Source organism: Halomonas rhizosphaerae (genome assembly GCF_030012485.1).
Taxonomy (GTDB): Bacteria; Pseudomonadota; Gammaproteobacteria; order Pseudomonadales; family Halomonadaceae; genus Halomonas; species Halomonas rhizosphaerae.
Window position 1 is genome coordinate 95623 of the sequence record NZ_JASCQQ010000003.1, and the last position, 16047, is coordinate 111669.

Genomic DNA, 16047 nt, shown 5'->3' on the forward strand with positions numbered 1-16047 from the left:
ATACACATCCGCGGCCCGGCTGTCCGCCGTCAGGGGGTCACAGCCCCGAGAGCATGACGGTGGCGAAGCCGAAGTAGATCACCACCCCCGAGGCATCGATCACGGTGGTCACCAGCGGCGCCGAGGCGGTGGCCGGGTCCCAGCCCAGGCGGTCGAGCACGAAGGGCAGGCACATGCCCAGCAGGCTGCCGAACAGCACGATGCAGATCATGCTCACCGCCACCACCATCGCCACCGCCTCGCCACCGCGGAGCACCCCGATGGGGGCCACGGCCAGCGCCATGGTCAGCCCCAGGGAGCCCGCCACCAGCAGCTCGCGTCCCAGCAGCTTGCCCCAGTCTTTGACGCCCACGTCGCCGGTGGCCATGCCGCGCACCATCAGGGTGGCGGCCTGGGCGCCGGCGTTGCCACCGCTGCCGATCAGTAGCGGCAGGAAGAAGACCAGTGCCACCTGGGCGGCGATGGTCTCCTCGAAATAGGCGATGCCGGCCCCGGAGAAGAGGTTGCCGAACACCAGCAGTACCAGCCAGGTGACCCGCTTGCGGTAGAGGCTCCACAGCGGCACCCGGCTGACCCCGTCCTCCAGCGCGCCGATGGACATCCCCTTGTGGATATCCTCGGTGGCCTCGGACTCGACCACGTCCATGGCGTCGTCATGGGTGACGATGCCCACCAGGCGCCGCTCGGCGTCGACCACCGGCAGGGCCAGCAGGTCGTAGCGGGCGACGGTCCGCGCCACCTCCTCCTGGGCCTCGTCCACGCCGGCGCTGATCACGTCCTTGATCATCAGGTCGTCGATCAGGGCCCCGGGGCGCGCCACCATCAGCTGGCGCAGTGACAGGGTGCCGGCCAGGCGCCCCTCGGGGTCGACGATATAGAGCTGGTAGACCGTCTCGGCATCCGGGGCCGTCTGTCGCACCCGCATCAGCGCACGGGAGACGGTCATCCCGGTCGGGATGGCCACGTAGTCCGCGGTCATGATCGCGCCGGCGGTGCCCTCCTCGTAGCTCGCCAGCCGCTTGAGCTCCTCCCGCTCGCGGTGGGCCATGCGCCGCAGCAGTGCCTCGCGACGATCCTCGTCCAGCACCTTGAACAGGTCGGTACGCTCGTCGGATCCCATCTCCTCGAGCAACAGCAGCAGCGCCTTGTCCTCCATCGCCTCGGCGACGGCCAGCTGCTCCTCGCCGGGCAGGTAACCCAGCACATTGGCGCGACGCTCGAGGGGCAGGCCGTCGAGCAGGGACAGGGCCACCGGCAGGCCCTCCTCGTCCTCGCCCAGGGCGTCCTCGACGATCTCGCCGATGTCCGCCGAACGCAGCTCACGTAGCAGCACGCCGAGCCGCTCGGCGTCCTCTTCCTCCAGGGCGGCCAGCAGCGCCGCACGATGCGGTTTGAGGGTGTCATCGAGGGACATGGCTATCCTCCTGTGCGCGCCGTGTCGTCAGCCGGAAGCGGGGCAGGGTCGGGCGCCGGCCAGAGACGACAACGCCCCCCGGACGCTGGGTTCGGGGGGCGCGGTCGACGGCACGAGGCGGGATCAGCCCTTGCCGGCCTTCTTGCGCAGTTGCTGGATCGTGCGCAGCTGGGCCACGGCCTCGGCCAGTTCGGCCGATGCCCGGGTGTAGTCCAGCTCGGCGGACTTGTCGTTCAGGTTCTTCAGCGCATGCTGGCGTGCCTCTTCGGCCGCCGCCTCATCGAGGTCATGGGCGCGGGTGGCCGCGTCGGCCAGGATGGTCACCACGTCCGGCTGGACTTCCAGGAAGCCTCCCGAGACGTAGTAGTTCTCCTCCTGGCCGCCATCATGAAGCACGCGCACCGGACCCGGCTTGAGCTCGGTCAGCAGCGGAGCGTGGCCGGGGAGGATCCCCAGCTCGCCCATGCGCCCGGTGGCGATGATGCGCTCGATCTGGCCGGAGAAGATCCCTTCTTCGGCGCTGACGATCTCGCACTTGAAGCTTTTCGTCATGACGACGTCTCCCAGGTAGACGGGATTACTTCATCTGGTTGGCTTTCTCGACGGCCTCGTCGATGGTGCCGACCATGTAGAAGGCCTGCTCCGGCAGCTCGTCGTACTCGCCGTCGAGGATGCCCTGGAAGCCGCGGATGGTGTCCTTCAGGGACACGTACTTGCCGGGCGAGCCGGTGAACACCTCGGCCACGAAGAACGGCTGCGACAGGAAGCGCTGGATCTTGCGCGCCCGGTACACGGCCAGCTTGTCCTCGTCGGACAGCTCGTCCATGCCCAGGATCGCGATGATGTCCTTGAGCTCCTTGTAGCGCTGCAGCACGTTCTGCACGCCGCGGGCGGTGTTGTAGTGCTCCTCGCCGACGACCAGCGGGTCGAGCTGACGCGAGGTGGAGTCCAGCGGATCGATCGCCGGATAGATCCCCAGCTCGGCGATCGAGCGCGCCAGCACCACGGTGGCATCCAGGTGCGAGAAGGTAGTCGCCGGCGACGGGTCGGTCAGGTCGTCCGCGGGCACGTAGACGGCCTGCACGGAGGTGATCGAGCCGGTCTTGGTGGAGGTGATGCGCTCCTGGAGCACACCCATCTCCTCGGCCAGGGTCGGCTGGTAGCCCACCGCGGAGGGCATCCGGCCCAGCAGGGCGGAGACCTCGGTACCGGCCAGGGTATAGCGGTAGATGTTGTCGACGAACAGCAGCACGTCGCGGCCTTCATCGCGGAACTTCTCGGCGATGGTCAGGCCGGTCAGGGCCACACGCAGGCGGTTGCCGGGCGGCTCGTTCATCTGGCCGTAGACCAGCGACACCTTGTCGATGACGTTGGACTCGGTCATCTCGTGGTAGAAGTCGTTACCCTCACGGGTACGCTCGCCGACACCCGCGAAGACCGAGTAGCCGCTGTGCTCGGTGGCGATGTTGCGGATCAGCTCCATCATGTTGACGGTCTTGCCCACGCCGGCGCCGCCGAACAGGCCGACCTTGCCACCCTTGGCGAACGGGCAGACCAGGTCGATGACCTTGATGCCGGTCTCGAGCAGCTCGTTGGAGGCCGCCTGGTCGGCATAGCCCGGTGCCTTGCGGTGGATCGGCATGCGCTCCTGCTCGCCGATCTCGCCCGCCTCGTCGATGGGCTCGCCGAGCACGTTCATGATGCGGCCCAGCGTCTCCTTGCCCACCGGCACGGAGATGGCTGCACCGGTGTTGGTGACGTCCATGCCGCGCTTGAGCCCCTCGGTGGAGCCCATGGCGATGGTGCGCACCACGCCGTCGCCCAGCTGCTGCTGGGTCTCCAGAATGGTCTCGACATCCGAGACCTTCAGCGCGTCGTAGACCTTGGGCACATCGTCCCGCGGAAACTCTACGTCAATCACCGCGCCGATGATTTGTACGATACGTCCGCTCATCTTGGTTCCTCTCAAATACCTGAAAATGAAACCTGCATGCCGGGAGGGCCATGGCCTCCCCTGGCGCTATACGGCGGCGGCACCACCGACGATCTCGGAGATTTCCTGGGTAATGGCCGCCTGACGGGCCTTGTTGTAGACCATCTCCAGGTCGTCGATCAGGTTGCCGGCGTTGTCGGTGGCACTCTTCATGGCGATCATCCGCGCGGCCTGCTCGCAGGCCCCGTTCTCGACCACCGCCTGATAGACCTGCGATTCGATGAAACGCACCAGCAGGCTATCCAGCAGCGCCTTGGCATCCGGCTCATACAGGTAGTCCCAGCTACCGGGACGCTTATCTTCTTCGTCGTGCGATTCCGCACCCATGTCGGGCGACAGCGGCAACAGCTGACGGACGACCGGCTTCTGGGTCATGGTGTTGATGAACTCGTTGTACACCACGTACAGCCGGTCCAGCTGGCCCTCGTCATAGGCATCCAGCATCACCTTCACGCTGCCGATCAGGTCCTCGACCTCGGGTGACTCGCCCAGGCCGCTCTTCGCCGCGACGAGGTTGCCCCCGTAGCTCTTGAAGAAGGTGCCGGCCTTGCTGCCCAGGGCACAGAAGTCGAGCTCCGCCCCCTGGTCGCGCCATGCCTTGGCATCCGTGACCACGGCCTTGAACAGGTTCACGTTCAGGCCGCCGCACAGGCCACGGTCGGTGGACACCACGATGTAGCCGACCCGCTTGGCGTCGCGCTCGACCATCCAGGGGTGGCGGTACTCCGGGTTGGCATCGGCGACATGCGAGACCACGTTGCGGATCTGACGCGCATAGGGCTGGCTGGCCTTCATCAGGTCCTGGGCCTTGCGCATCTTCGACGCCGCGACCATTTCCATGGCGCTGGTGATCTTCTGCGTGTTCTTGATGCTCCCGATCTGGGTGCGTATCTCTTTTGCAGCTGCCATAGCGATCTACTCCGTTCGTGGCACTCAGAAAGCTCCAGGGCCCGCCCCGCACGCGGGGCGGGCCAACGGGATTACCAGCTCTGAGTGGCCTTGAACTTGTCGAGACCCTCTTTCAGCCCTTCCTGGATCTCGCTGCTGTAGTCGCCGGTCTGGTTGATCTTGTCGAGCAGCTCGGCGTGTTCGGCCTTCATGAAGTCGCGCAGGGCACGCTCGAAGTCCAGCACCTTGTTGACCTCGACCTCATCCAGGTAGCCCTCGTTGGCGGCATACAGGGAGAGGGCCATCTCGGCCACGGACATCGGCGAGTACTGGTTCTGCTTCATCAGCTCGGTGACGCGCTGACCATGCTCCAGCTGCTTGCGGGTGGCCTCGTCCAGATCGGAGGCGAACTGGGCGAAGGCCGCCAGCTCGCGGTACTGGGCCAGGGCCAGACGCACGCTGCCGCCGAGCTTCTTGATGATCTTGGTCTGGGCCGAACCGCCGACACGGGACACCGAGAGACCGGCGTTGATCGCCGGGCGGATGCCCGAGTTGAACAGGTCGGTCTCGAGGAAGATCTGACCGTCGGTGATGGAGATCACGTTGGTCGGCACGAAGGCCGAGACGTCACCGCCCTGGGTCTCGATGATCGGCAGGGCCGTCAACGAGCCGGTCTTGCCCGTCACCTCGCCATTGGTGAACTTCTCGACGTAGTCGGCGTTCACGCGAGCGGCACGCTCGAGCAGGCGGGAGTGGAGATAGAAGACGTCGCCTGGGTAGGCCTCTCGGCCCGGCGGACGACGCAGCAGCAGGGAGACCTGGCGATAGGCCACGGCCTGCTTGGAGAGGTCATCGTAGACGATCAGCGCGTCTTCACCGCGGTCGCGGAAGTACTCGCCCATGGTGCAGCCGGAGTAGGCCGCGAGGAACTGCATCGGGGCCGGGTCGGCGGCGCCGGCAGCGACCACGATGGTATGTTCCATCGCGCCATGCTCCTCGAGCTTGCGCACCACGTTGGCAATGGTCGACTGCTTCTGGCCGATGGCCACATAGACGCAGGTGATGCCCTTGCCTTTCTGGTTGATGATGGCATCGATGGCGATGGCCGACTTGCCGATCTGGCGGTCGCCGATAATCAGCTCACGCTGGCCGCGGCCGATCGGCACCATGGCGTCGATGGACTTGAGGCCCGTCTGCACCGGCTGGTCGACCGACTGGCGGGTGATGACGCCGGGGGCGACCTTCTCCACCGCATCGGTCATCTTGGCGTTGATGTCGCCCTTGCCATCGATGGGGTTGCCCAGGGCATCGACCACGCGGCCGACCAGCTCGGGGCCCACCGGCACCTCAAGGATACGGCCGGTACACTGGGCGGTCATGCCCTCTTCGAGCTGCAGGTAGTCGCCCAGCACCACGGCGCCCACGGAGTCGCGCTCGAGGTTGAGCACCATACCGAAGATGCTGCCGGGGAACTCGATCATTTCACCGAACATCGCGTCCTCGAGGCCGTGCACTTTCACGATGCCGTCGGAGACGCTGACGATGGTGCCCTGATTGCGGGCTTCGGATGCGACATCCAGCTTCTCGATACGCTGCTTGATGATGTCGCTGATCTCGGAAGGATTCAGTTGCTGCATGCCATGTCCCTCAGACTCAGGCGGTAAGGGCTTCGGAGAGGCGCGTCAGTCGACCGCGTACCGACCCGTCGATGACGGTGTCGCCGGCACGCAGGATGACGCCACCGAGAAGCGCGGAGTCCACCTGAGTGGTAATGGAGATTTCGCGATTCAGGCGCTTCTTGAGCGCACCGGCGAGCTTGTTCTGCTGCTTGTCGTCGAGCGGGAAGGCCGAGACCACGGTGACATCGACGCGTTTCTCGAGCTCGGCGCGCAGCCGCTCGAACTGTGCGGCGATGGCCGGCAGGGCCGGCAGGCGGCCCTTCTCGCCCAGGGTGTCGAGGAAGCGACGCGACGCCTCGTCGATGTCGACTTCCGCCAGCTCCAGCAGCAGGGCCACCTTGCGCTCGGCGGTCAGGCCCGGATGGGTCAGAAGCTTCTCGACATCACGCACGGCGACGACGCGACCCAGCGTGACCAGCCAGCCGGACCAGGCATCCAGTGCCTGCTGGTCACGGGCATAGTCGAACGCTGCCTTGGCATAGGGTCGTGCGACGGTAGACAGTTCCGCCATGGGTCACCTCCTCACAGTTCGGCCGCAAGCTTGTCGAGCAGCTTGCGATGTGCCTTCTCGTCGACGGAGGCTTCAAGAACCCGCTCGGCCCCGGAGACCGCTAGGTGCGATACCTGGGCGCGCAGTTCATCCTTGGCACGCTGGACTTCCTGGTCGATCTCGGCACGCGCGGAAGCCACGATGCGCTCACCTTCGGCGCGGGCCTGCTCGCGGGCCTCCTCGATCATCTGCGAGGAGCGCTTGTTGGCCTGCTCGAGGATCTGGGAAGCCTGCTCCTTGCTCTCGCGCAGGGTGGCATCCGCCTTCTCCTGGGCGAGCTCGAGGTCGCGTGAAGCCCGGCTGGCCGCATCGAGGCCATCGGCGATCTTGCGCTGCCGTTCGTGGAGCGCGTTGCTGATCGGCGGCCACACAAACTTTATGCAGAACCAGACAAAGATCGCGAAGGCGATCGTCTGCCCGATAAGCGTCATGTTGATATTCACAGGGATGTACCTCTGACTGGTTCGTGGCGACCGGAAACAGGCAAACCGAGCGCAGGGCGCCCGGTATGCGGCACGTTAACCGGCGACGACGAAGATCAGGTACATCGCGATACCGACACCGATCATCGGCACGGCGTCCAGCAGGCCGGCCATCAGGAAGGTCTTGGTCTGCAGCTGGTCACCCAGTTCCGGCTGGCGCGCGGTGGATTCCAGCAGCTTGCCGCCGAGGATGGCGAAGCCGATGCCGGTGCCGAGGGCGCCCAGACCGATCATGAGGGAGGCAGCAATGTAGACGAGTTCCATGGTGGTGCTCCTAGTTTCTCGAGTTGAGGTTCAAGGTTGGGGGTTGATCAAGTGTTGCGCGTTTCAGTGATGTTCGTGCGCCTGGCTCAGGTAGACGACGGACAGCACGGTGAAGATGAAGGCCTGGAGGCTGATGACCAGGATATGGAAGATCGCCCAGGGCACGTTCAGCGTCCACATCACCCAGAACGGCAGCAGGGCGATGAGGATGAAGATCACCTCGCCGGCGAACATGTTGCCGAAGAGACGCAGGCCGAGACCCAGCGGCTTGACCAGCAGGCCGATGACCTCGAGCAGCAGGTTGAAGGGCACCAGCGCCCAGTGGTTGAACGGCGTGAGCGAGAGTTCCTTGGCGAAGCCACCCACGCCCTTGACCTTGAGACTGTAGTAGATGATCAGCAGGAAGACCCCGAGGGCCATGCCCAGGGTGGCATTGGGATCGGTGGTGGGCACCATCTTCATGTAGTCGACGCCGAGGCGCAGGAAGATCTCGGGCACGTAGTCCACCGGGATCAGCTTGAGCAGGTTCATCAGGAAGATCCAGACGAACAGCGTCAGCGCCAGCGGGGCAATGACCGGGTTGCGGCCATGGAAGGCACCGTGGACGGTATTCTCGACGAACTCGAAGACCATCTCGACGATATTCTGCAGGGTGCCCGGCACCCCGGTGGTCGCCACCTTGCCGGCCTTGCGGAACAGCCAGATGAACAGCACGCCCATGGCGATGGACCAGCCCATGGTGTCCAGATGAAGGGCCCAGAAGCCCATTTCCTGGGCCTCGGCGGCGGAGTGCGCCATCGACCAGCCGTTCTCGGGGTGATAGCCGAAGGTCAGATTCTGCAGGTGGTGCTGAATATACTCGGTCGGCGAGGGGTTGTTGCCAGCCATGGATCTGCCTCTCGTTGGGGTCGGTCATCCACGCAGCAGCCAGGGAGCCAGCCAGTGCATGAAGTGGACCGCCACGTATGCGCCAAAGAAAAAAGCCAGGTTTGAGGGGGGTACTGACGCGAAGACCAGGGCGAACAGTGCCACCGTCAAACCGAGCTTGCCCGCTTCGGCCCGATAGAAGCTGGACACGAAGCGCCTTGCCTGTCGGCCATCCCCCAGAACGCCGAGTCGCCAGACGAAGTACAGATTGGGAAGAAGACAGACGAGCCCACCGGTCATTGCCGAGATGGCTGCCTTCTGCCCGCCTGCCACCAGGCCGAGGAGCGTCATGGCGACGACCACGCCTCCCTGAGCCTGCAGCAGTCGGCGATAGTTCGGACGCCGTCTCATCGCCGGGAGGCTAGCCATGTGCCACTCGCCATGCCCCTTGCATAGGGCCCCGACCCACAGGCAAACAACGGCGGATTATAGGGAACCCCCCCCGCCCCTTCAACCAGAGCGACGGCGATTCCGGTGATATAGGATCCGTCTTCGACCAAAGGGGGACGGATTGTCGACAGCGGGGACGACGGCCCATGATGGAGAGTCTCACCGGATATGCTCCAGGATGCCATCGAGCTCGTCGAGGCTGGCATAGCGGATGGTCACCCGCCCCTTGCCCCCGCGCCCATGCTGGATCTTGACGGGCGCCCCGAGCACCTCGGCGAGCCGCGTCTCGAGGCCGGCCACGTCCGCGGATGGCGCCTCGCGCCGTTGCCTGGCGGGCTCCCCGCTGGCCAGGCGCTTGACCAGCGCCTCGGTGTCGCGGACGGTGAGATCCTTGTTGACCACCTCATGGGCGGCCTTGCGTTGCTTGGCACCGGAGAGTGCCAGCAGCGCCCGGGCATGGCCCATGTCCAGGTCACCGCGCTCGAGCAGGGTCTGCACCTCGGGGTCCAGCGTCAGCAGCCTCAGCAGGTTGGCCACCTGGGCACGGGAGCGGCCCACGGCATCGGCCACCTGCTGCTGGGTCAGGGCGAACTCCTCGAGCAGCCGCTTGAGGGCCATCGCCTCCTCGACGGGGTTGAGGTCCTCGCGCTGGATGTTCTCGATCAGCGCCAGCGCCAGCGCGACCTCGTCACTGACCTCGCGGATCACCGCGGGGATCACGTCGAGCTCGGCGAGCTGGGCGGCGCGCCAGCGACGCTCGCCGGCGATGATCTCGTAGCGCGCCTCGCCGACGGGACGGACCACGATGGGCTGCATCACGCCCTGGGCGCGAATCGAATCGGCCAGTTCCTCGAGGGCCTCGGGCTGGATGTCACGGCGCGGCTGATACTTGCCGCGGGAGAGCTGCCCCAGCGGCAGCCGCTCGAGGCGCTCCTCGGCAGGGCTCTCCGGCGATTCCGCGGCCGGCGTGGCCTCGCTCGTATCGACCTCGGGCAGGTCCAGGCTTTCACGTCGGCGGGCATTGGCACCGATCAGGGCATCCAGGCCACGTCCCAGGGCGCGTTTACGCGTCATCGACATTCCCTCATCACTACCAGCGGTATTCGGCGGCCGGCCTACAGCGACAGGCGCCGGATCAGTTCCTTGGCCAGCACCCGATGGGCCTGGCTGCCCCGCGAGAAGCGGGCGTACTTGGTCACCGGCAGCCCGTGGCTCGGTGCCTCGGCGACCCGCACGTTACGCGGGATGGTGGTCTTGAGCAGCGCATCGCCGAAGTAGTCGCGCAGCTGCTTGCTGACATCGCGGGTGAGGCTGTTGCGGGCATCGAACATGGTCCGCAGGATCCCGTAGATCTCGATCTGGGGGTTCACGCTGTCCTTGATCTGCTCCACGGTATCGAGCAGCGCGGACAGGCCCTCCAGGGCATAGAATTCGCACTGCAGCGGGATCAGCACGCCGTCGGCGGCGGTCAGGGCATTGACGGTGAGCATGTTCAGCGACGGCGGGCAGTCGATCAGCACCACGTCATATTCGCCGGCCACCTCCTCCAGGGCCTTGACCAGGCAGCGCTCGCGCCCCTCATGCCCGTCGAGCAGTTCCACCTCGGCGGCGGTCAGGTCGCCGTTGCCGGGCAGCAGCGCATAGCCTGCCTGCGGGCAGTCGAGGATCACCTCGGTGGGCCGCTTCTCGCCCAGCACCACGTCGAGCACGCTGCCATCCAGATCATGCTTGTCGGCGCCACTGCCCATGGTGGCATGTCCCTGGGGGTCCAGGTCGACCAGCAGCACGCGGCGGTCCAGGGCGGCCAGGCTGGCGGCGAGGTTGACGGCGGTGGTGGTCTTTCCCACGCCGCCCTTCTGGTTGGTCAAGGCTATGATCTTGGTCACGGGCAACTCCCTTGCTGGGGAAACAGACGCCTCTGGGTCAGGCCTGGGTCACATCCCGGTGCCGAAGGACCACGAGCTGCCGCCTGCCGTCCTCGTAGGGCACCGCGAGGTCGTGTCGTGCCGTCACGGCGATCTCCTCGGGCAGTCCGGCCAGTTCATCATCCACGGCGGGCCCCTTCATGGCCAGCCATTCGCCATCGGGTGCCACCAGGGGCGCGGTCAGCGCGATGAAATCGCCCAGGCTGGAGAAGGCCCGCGAGATCACCTGGGCATAGCCCCCGGCGACGGGCTCGAAGGCTTCGACCCTGGCCTGTACCGGCGTGGCGTTGCCGAGGCCCAGCTCCATCACGGCCTGGCGCTGGAAGCGTACCTTCTTGCCGTTGCTGTCGAGCAGCGTGACCGAGAGACTCGGCTCGAGGATCGCCAGTACCAGTCCCGGCAGGCCCGGCCCCGAGCCCACGTCGAGCAGTTCCGGGCCACGGACGAAGGGCAGCACCGCGGCGCTGTCGAGGAGGTGGCGGGTCACCATCTCCTCCGGCGTGCGTACCGCGGTGAGGTTATAGGCGCGGTTCCACTTGTGCAACAGTCCCACCAGCGCCAACAGCCGACGCCGCTGCTCGTCATCCACGCCGATGTTCAGTGCCGCCAGTCCACCATCGAGGCGCGCCTCGACGATCTGCTCGTCCGACGTCATGCGCTGGCCGCCCGGCTGTCGTCGAGCAGCCGCCGCTTCTTGAGGTGGATCAGCAGGATCGAGACCGCCGCCGGGGTGACGCCGGAGATGCGTCCCGCCTGCGCCAGGGTCTCGGGGCGTGCCTCCTCGAGCTTCTGGCGGATCTCGTTAGAGAGCCCCTCGACGCGCTGGTAGTCGAGGTCGGCCGGCAGCGGCGTGGCCTCGTGGCGCTTGAGCTTGTCGATCTCGTTCTGCTGTCGATCGATGTAGCCCTGGTACTTGGCCTGGATCTGCACCTGGTCGGCCACCGCCTCGTCCTCGACCGCATGGCCCTCGATGCCGGGCAGGTCGGCGAGATCGCCATAGGCAAGCTCCGGGCGCCGCAGCAGGTCCATCAGGCTGTATTCGCGCGCGAGCGCCGTGCCGGTCCTGGCCTCGACCCGGGCGGCCGCGGGGGTACCCGGCTGCACCCAGCTGGCCCGCAGGCGCGCGCTCTCGCGCTCGACTGCCTCGCGCTTGGCGGCAAAGGTTGACCAGCGGGCATCGTCCACGAGTCCCAGTTCGCGACCGGTCTCGGTGAGACGCATGTCGGCGTTGTCCTCGCGCAGCAGCAGGCGGTATTCCGCCCGCGAGGTGAACATGCGGTAGGGCTCCTTGGTCCCCAGCGTGATCAGGTCATCGACCAGCACGCCCAGGTAGGCCTCGTCACGCCGCGGTGACCAGGCCTCCTGCCCGCGGGCCCGCCGCGCGGCGTTGAGGCCGGCCAGCAGCCCCTGGGCCCCCGCTTCCTCGTAGCCGGTGGTGCCGTTGATCTGACCGGCGAAATAGAGGTTGTGGATAAACTTCGTTTCCAGCGAGTGGCGCAGATCCCGGGGATCGAAGAAGTCGTACTCGATGGCGTAGCCCGGCCGGGTGATATGAGCGTTCTCCAGCCCCGCGATGGAGCGCACCACCTGCAACTGCACGTCGAAGGGCAGCGAGGTGGAGATGCCGTTGGGGTAGAGCTCGTGGGTATCGAGGCCTTCCGGCTCGATGAACACCTGGTGGCTCGCCTTGTCGGCAAAGCGATGCACCTTGTCCTCGATGGACGGGCAGTAGCGTGGGCCGACCCCTTCGATCACCCCCGAGTACATCGGCGAACGATCCAGGTTGGCGAGGATGATCTCGTGGGTCCGCTCGTTGGTATGCGCGATATGGCAGCTTACCTGCCGAGGATGCATCTCGCGGTTGCCGAGGTAGGACATCACCGGCGTCGGGCTGTCGCCGGGCTGCTCCTCGAGACGGGAGAAATCGACGCTCCTGGCATCGAGCCGCGGCGGCGTTCCCGTCTTCAGGCGGTCGACCCTGAACGGTAGCGCCCGCAGCCGCTCGGCCAGGGCATTGGAGGGCGGGTCTCCGGCACGGCCACCACGGCTGGTGTCGAGGCCGATATGGATCACCCCGCCGAGGAAGGTCCCGGTGCACAGCACCACGGTCTCGGCCAGGAAGCGGATGCCGGTCTCGGTGACCACGCCGCGCACGGTATCGCCCTCGACGATCAGGTCGCCGGCTGCCTGCTGGAAGAGCGTCAGGTTGGCCTGAGTCTCGAGCATGCTGCGAATCGCCGCCTTGTAGCGGACCCGGTCGGCCTGGGCCCGGGTGGCACGTACCGCGGGTCCCTTGCGGGCATTGAGCACACGGAACTGAATGCCGCCCAGGTCGGTTGCCAGGCCCATGGCACCGCCCAGGGCATCGATCTCCTTGACCAGGTGGCTCTTGCCGATCCCGCCGATGGCGGGATTGCAGGACATCTGGCCGAGGGTCTCGATGTTGTGAGTCAGCAGCAGGGTCCGGCAGCCCATGCGAGCCGAGGCCAGGGCGGCTTCGGTTCCGGCATGGCCGCCGCCGATGACGATGACGTCAAAGCGGTCGGGATACTCCAAGGGTCACCTCTTGGCGCATGGCGCCGATATTGCAGTCAGGAGTGGAAATCAGCGGGGCAGTATAACCCCCCTGTGGGTAATCGTCAGGGTTTTCCACACCCCGATTGTCCCTGCCGATGGTCATCTCTTCACTGCTAAACAATAAAACAGAATATAAAAGAGAAGTTCTGTTGTGGTAGTAACTACTGGTGTGGACATTTTCGGTGGATAACCGTATCAACCTTAATTTTTTCAATGCCTTGAGGTGTTGACTCCTGGCGGGACAGGAGGGTGACTGCCTGCGGACGAGGTGTCGGGAGCCTGTGGACGGAAAGCTCGCTTGTCCACAGCGAGACTCGCTCACCGCTTGTCCACCGTCGGCTACCCGGCTTGTCACCGTGACTGTGAACAACCTGCCCTGATTCGTCCATTGCCACTGGTGACGGGGGGTACAGGCCGTTAGAGCCCGGTTACTCGGTATTTCTGTCCACAGGCAAAAAAAGGCCCTGTCGATAACGACAGGGCCTTTCCGGGAGGGTGCACGTGAGCGGGATCAGTGCTTGAGTACCCTCGACAGGAACTGCTGGGTCGGCTGGTTGCGGGGATGATCCAGGACCTCTCCGGGAGGCCCCTCCTCGGCGATCTCGCCCTGGTGGATGAAGATCACCCGGTCGGCCACCTCCCGGGCGAAGCCCATCTCGTGGGTCACGATCATCATGGTCATGCCCTCTCGCGCCAGCTCACGCATGGCATCGAGGACCTCGCCGATCATCTCCGGGTCGAGCGCCGAGGTCGGCTCATCGAACAGCATCAGGCGCGGCTCCATGGCCAGGGCACGGGCCAGGGCCACACGCTGCTGCTGACCGCCGGAGAGCTGTCCGGGATGCTTGGCGGCCTGGTCGCTGATGCCCACCCGCTCGAGCAGTCGCTCGGCCGTCTCGGTGGCATCCGCACGGCTCCAGCCACGTACCTTCATGGGCGCCAGGGTCACGTTGTCGAGCACGCTCAGGTGCGGGAAAAGGTTGAACTGCTGGAAGACCATGCCGACCTCGGTGCGGATCTTCTGCAGCGCCTGGCCGGCCTTGCCATGGGGCAGCAACTCGTTGCCATCGACCTCGATATGGCCCTGCTGGAACTCCTCGAGGCCATTGATGCAGCGGATCAACGTCGACTTGCCCGAGCCGCTGGCGCCGACGATTACCACCACTTCCCCGGGCGAGACCGCCAGATCGATGTCCTTCAGCACATGCAGGTCGCCGAAGAACTTGTTGACCTTGTCCAGGCGCACGATGGGGTCGGCACCGGAAGGGGACTTGTCTTGGTTCATGTCACGCTTTCCTTATTGTCCGACCAGGCCCCTGCGCTCCAGCTGGCGCAGCGCAAACGAGAGGCTCAGGGTGATCACCAGGTAGAGCAGGGCGACCATCAGGTAGACCTCCAGGGCGTTGAAGGTGGTAGCGATGTAGACCTGGCCCTGGCGGACCAGCTCGCCGACCCCGATCACCGAGAACAGCGAGGTGTCCTTGATGCTGATGATGCCCTGGTTACCCAGCGCCGGAATCATGCGCCGGAAGGCCTGGGGCCAGATGATGTAGCGGAAGGTCTGGCGTCGCGACAGGCCGAGCGACAGACCCGCCTCACGCTGGCCGCGCTCGATGGACTGCACGCCACCGCGCACGATTTCCGAGATGTAGGCACCGGAGTTGACGGCGATGGCGGCGATGCCGGCCACCAGGGCATTGATCGGTCCGCCGAGGATTTGCGGCAGACCGTAGAAGATGAACAGCACCTGGACCAGGACCGGGGTGCCACGGAAGATCTCGATGTAGGCCACGGCCGGGATGCGCAGCCAGGTGATGGGGCTGATCCGGAGCAGCCCGAAGAGGATGCCGATCAGGAACCCGATGGCCAGGCCGCCGAAGGAAATCAGCAGGGTGTAGGGAATGCCCTTGAGCAGGAAGGGAATGGAGGCAAAGGCCGCCTGCCAGTCGAATTGGAAGGTGACGTCCACAAGGTTTCTCCGTCAAGACGCGGGGGTAGCGACAGGGGGAGCGTGCCGGGTTCGCAACGCAACGGGGCCGGGCACTCGACCCGACCCCGTGATCAGGAAGCGAAGGCCCTCATTCGTCGCTGGGCGCCTCGCCGAACCATTCCTCGTAGATCTCGTCGTAGGTGCCATCCTCCTTCATCTCGGCCAGGGCCTCGTTGACGGGCTCGACCCATTCGCTGTCCTTGACGAAGACGATGCCGTACTGCTGGCCCTCGTAGAGGTCCCCCACGACCTTGACGCGGCCCTCGCCGCGCGTCTGCGCGAAGTAGCCGACGTTGGGGGCGTCGTAGAAGACGGCGTCGACGCTGCCACCGAGCAGCGCCATGTACATGTCGCTGGAGCCCGGGTAGGGGGTGATGTCGGCCTCGTCGCCCAGGTTCTCCTCGAGGAAGTCGTAGCTGGTGGAGCCGACCTTGGTGCCGATCTTCTTGCCCTCGAGGTCCTCGAGCTCCTCGACGCTGTCGTCATTGGCGCCGACCAGGATCCGCAGGCCGCTGTCGTAGTAGGGATCGGAGAAGTCGACGATCTCGGCTCGCTCCTCGGTGATCGTGATGCCGGCGATGGCGATGTCGACGTTGCCGGTCTGCACGGCGGGGATGATGCCGTTGAAGTCCATGGTGCGCAGGTTGTACTCGAAGCCGGCACGCTCGGCCAACTCGGCGAGGATGTCCATGTCGAAGCCGACCATCTCGCCGGTTTCCTGGTCCATCATCTCGAAGGGCACGAAGCTCGGGTCGGTGACGACCTCGAGGACATGGTCATCGGCGCTGGCTGCGCCGACAAGCCCCAGCCCGAAAGCGACGCTGGCGGCCAGGGAGGCGGTCTTCAGTTGGCGTTTCATACGATTCCCCATGGAAGAATTTGTTGTGGATTACGCCTTAAACCATGGCGAGTTCCCGGGGAAGCGTCAAGTGGAGGGAAAAGCGTGCGGTCGTCGCTGAGCCAACGCT

Annotated in this window: 17 protein-coding genes; all 17 read right to left on the reverse strand. The window is 65.6% G+C overall.

Annotation, left to right across the window (positions count from 1 at the left end):
• Nucleotides 1–37 precede the first annotated feature (37 nt).
• Entirely contained in the window at nucleotides 38–1414 is a 1377-nt protein-coding gene (gene mgtE, locus QLQ86_RS00630; RefSeq protein WP_282815601.1) for a magnesium transporter, read from the reverse strand.
• A gap of 123 nt (nucleotides 1415–1537) precedes the next feature.
• Complete coding sequence (locus QLQ86_RS00635; RefSeq protein ID WP_089712490.1) at nucleotides 1538–1966, reverse strand: F0F1 ATP synthase subunit epsilon; 429 nt, start codon at nucleotides 1964–1966, stop codon at nucleotides 1538–1540.
• Between the two features lie 25 nt (nucleotides 1967–1991).
• The gene (gene atpD, locus QLQ86_RS00640) at nucleotides 1992–3368 is read right to left on the reverse strand and encodes a F0F1 ATP synthase subunit beta (protein WP_282733938.1); all 1377 of its coding nucleotides are present in this window, start codon (nucleotides 3366–3368) and stop codon (nucleotides 1992–1994) included.
• A gap of 66 nt (nucleotides 3369–3434) precedes the next feature.
• On the reverse strand, nucleotides 3435–4316 hold the full coding sequence (atpG, locus tag QLQ86_RS00645; RefSeq protein WP_282733937.1) for a F0F1 ATP synthase subunit gamma: 882 nt from the start codon (nucleotides 4314–4316) through the stop codon (nucleotides 3435–3437).
• 71 nt (nucleotides 4317–4387) lie between these two features.
• Nucleotides 4388–5932 carry a F0F1 ATP synthase subunit alpha gene (gene atpA, locus QLQ86_RS00650; RefSeq protein ID WP_282733936.1) on the reverse strand — a complete coding sequence of 515 codons (1545 nt, stop codon included), beginning with the start codon at nucleotides 5930–5932 and terminating at the stop codon, nucleotides 4388–4390.
• A gap of 16 nt (nucleotides 5933–5948) precedes the next feature.
• Nucleotides 5949–6485: a F0F1 ATP synthase subunit delta gene (locus QLQ86_RS00655; protein ID WP_282733935.1), complete on the reverse strand. Its 537-nt coding sequence runs from the start codon at nucleotides 6483–6485 to the stop codon at nucleotides 5949–5951.
• Between the two features lie 11 nt (nucleotides 6486–6496).
• The gene (locus QLQ86_RS00660) at nucleotides 6497–6967 is read right to left on the reverse strand and encodes a F0F1 ATP synthase subunit B (protein ID WP_106231173.1); all 471 of its coding nucleotides are present in this window, start codon (nucleotides 6965–6967) and stop codon (nucleotides 6497–6499) included.
• A 75-nt stretch (nucleotides 6968–7042) separates the two neighbouring features.
• Nucleotides 7043–7270 (reverse strand): F0F1 ATP synthase subunit C, encoded by a 228-nt coding sequence (gene atpE / locus QLQ86_RS00665; RefSeq protein ID WP_023006402.1) that lies wholly within the window; start codon nucleotides 7268–7270, stop codon nucleotides 7043–7045.
• Between the two features lie 63 nt (nucleotides 7271–7333).
• Nucleotides 7334–8158: a F0F1 ATP synthase subunit A gene (gene atpB, locus QLQ86_RS00670; RefSeq protein ID WP_282733934.1), complete on the reverse strand. Its 825-nt coding sequence runs from the start codon at nucleotides 8156–8158 to the stop codon at nucleotides 7334–7336.
• Nucleotides 8159–8182: 24 nt separating this feature from the next.
• Nucleotides 8183–8566 carry an ATP synthase subunit I gene (locus tag QLQ86_RS00675; RefSeq protein ID WP_282815602.1) on the reverse strand — a complete coding sequence of 128 codons (384 nt, stop codon included), beginning with the start codon at nucleotides 8564–8566 and terminating at the stop codon, nucleotides 8183–8185.
• Between the two features lie 180 nt (nucleotides 8567–8746).
• Nucleotides 8747–9661, reverse strand: coding sequence for a ParB/RepB/Spo0J family partition protein (locus QLQ86_RS00680; protein ID WP_282733932.1), 915 nt, complete (start codon nucleotides 9659–9661; stop codon nucleotides 8747–8749).
• Nucleotides 9662–9702: 41 nt separating this feature from the next.
• On the reverse strand, nucleotides 9703–10473 hold the full coding sequence (locus tag QLQ86_RS00685; RefSeq protein WP_282733931.1) for a ParA family protein: 771 nt from the start codon (nucleotides 10471–10473) through the stop codon (nucleotides 9703–9705).
• Nucleotides 10474–10510: 37 nt separating this feature from the next.
• The gene (gene rsmG, locus QLQ86_RS00690; RefSeq protein WP_282733930.1) at nucleotides 10511–11167 is read right to left on the reverse strand and encodes a 16S rRNA (guanine(527)-N(7))-methyltransferase RsmG; all 657 of its coding nucleotides are present in this window, start codon (nucleotides 11165–11167) and stop codon (nucleotides 10511–10513) included.
• Nucleotides 11164–13068 carry a tRNA uridine-5-carboxymethylaminomethyl(34) synthesis enzyme MnmG gene (mnmG, locus tag QLQ86_RS00695; protein ID WP_282815603.1) on the reverse strand — a complete coding sequence of 635 codons (1905 nt, stop codon included), beginning with the start codon at nucleotides 13066–13068 and terminating at the stop codon, nucleotides 11164–11166. Before mnmG ends, rsmG begins: the two co-directional genes overlap by 4 nt.
• 532 nt (nucleotides 13069–13600) lie before the next feature.
• The gene (locus tag QLQ86_RS00700) at nucleotides 13601–14374 is read right to left on the reverse strand and encodes an amino acid ABC transporter ATP-binding protein (protein WP_282733928.1); all 774 of its coding nucleotides are present in this window, start codon (nucleotides 14372–14374) and stop codon (nucleotides 13601–13603) included.
• Nucleotides 14375–14386: 12 nt separating this feature from the next.
• Nucleotides 14387–15058 carry an amino acid ABC transporter permease gene (locus QLQ86_RS00705; RefSeq protein WP_282733927.1) on the reverse strand — a complete coding sequence of 224 codons (672 nt, stop codon included), beginning with the start codon at nucleotides 15056–15058 and terminating at the stop codon, nucleotides 14387–14389.
• Between the two features lie 109 nt (nucleotides 15059–15167).
• Nucleotides 15168–15938, reverse strand: coding sequence for a transporter substrate-binding domain-containing protein (locus QLQ86_RS00710; protein ID WP_282815604.1), 771 nt, complete (start codon nucleotides 15936–15938; stop codon nucleotides 15168–15170).
• Nucleotides 15939–16047 lie beyond the last annotated feature (109 nt).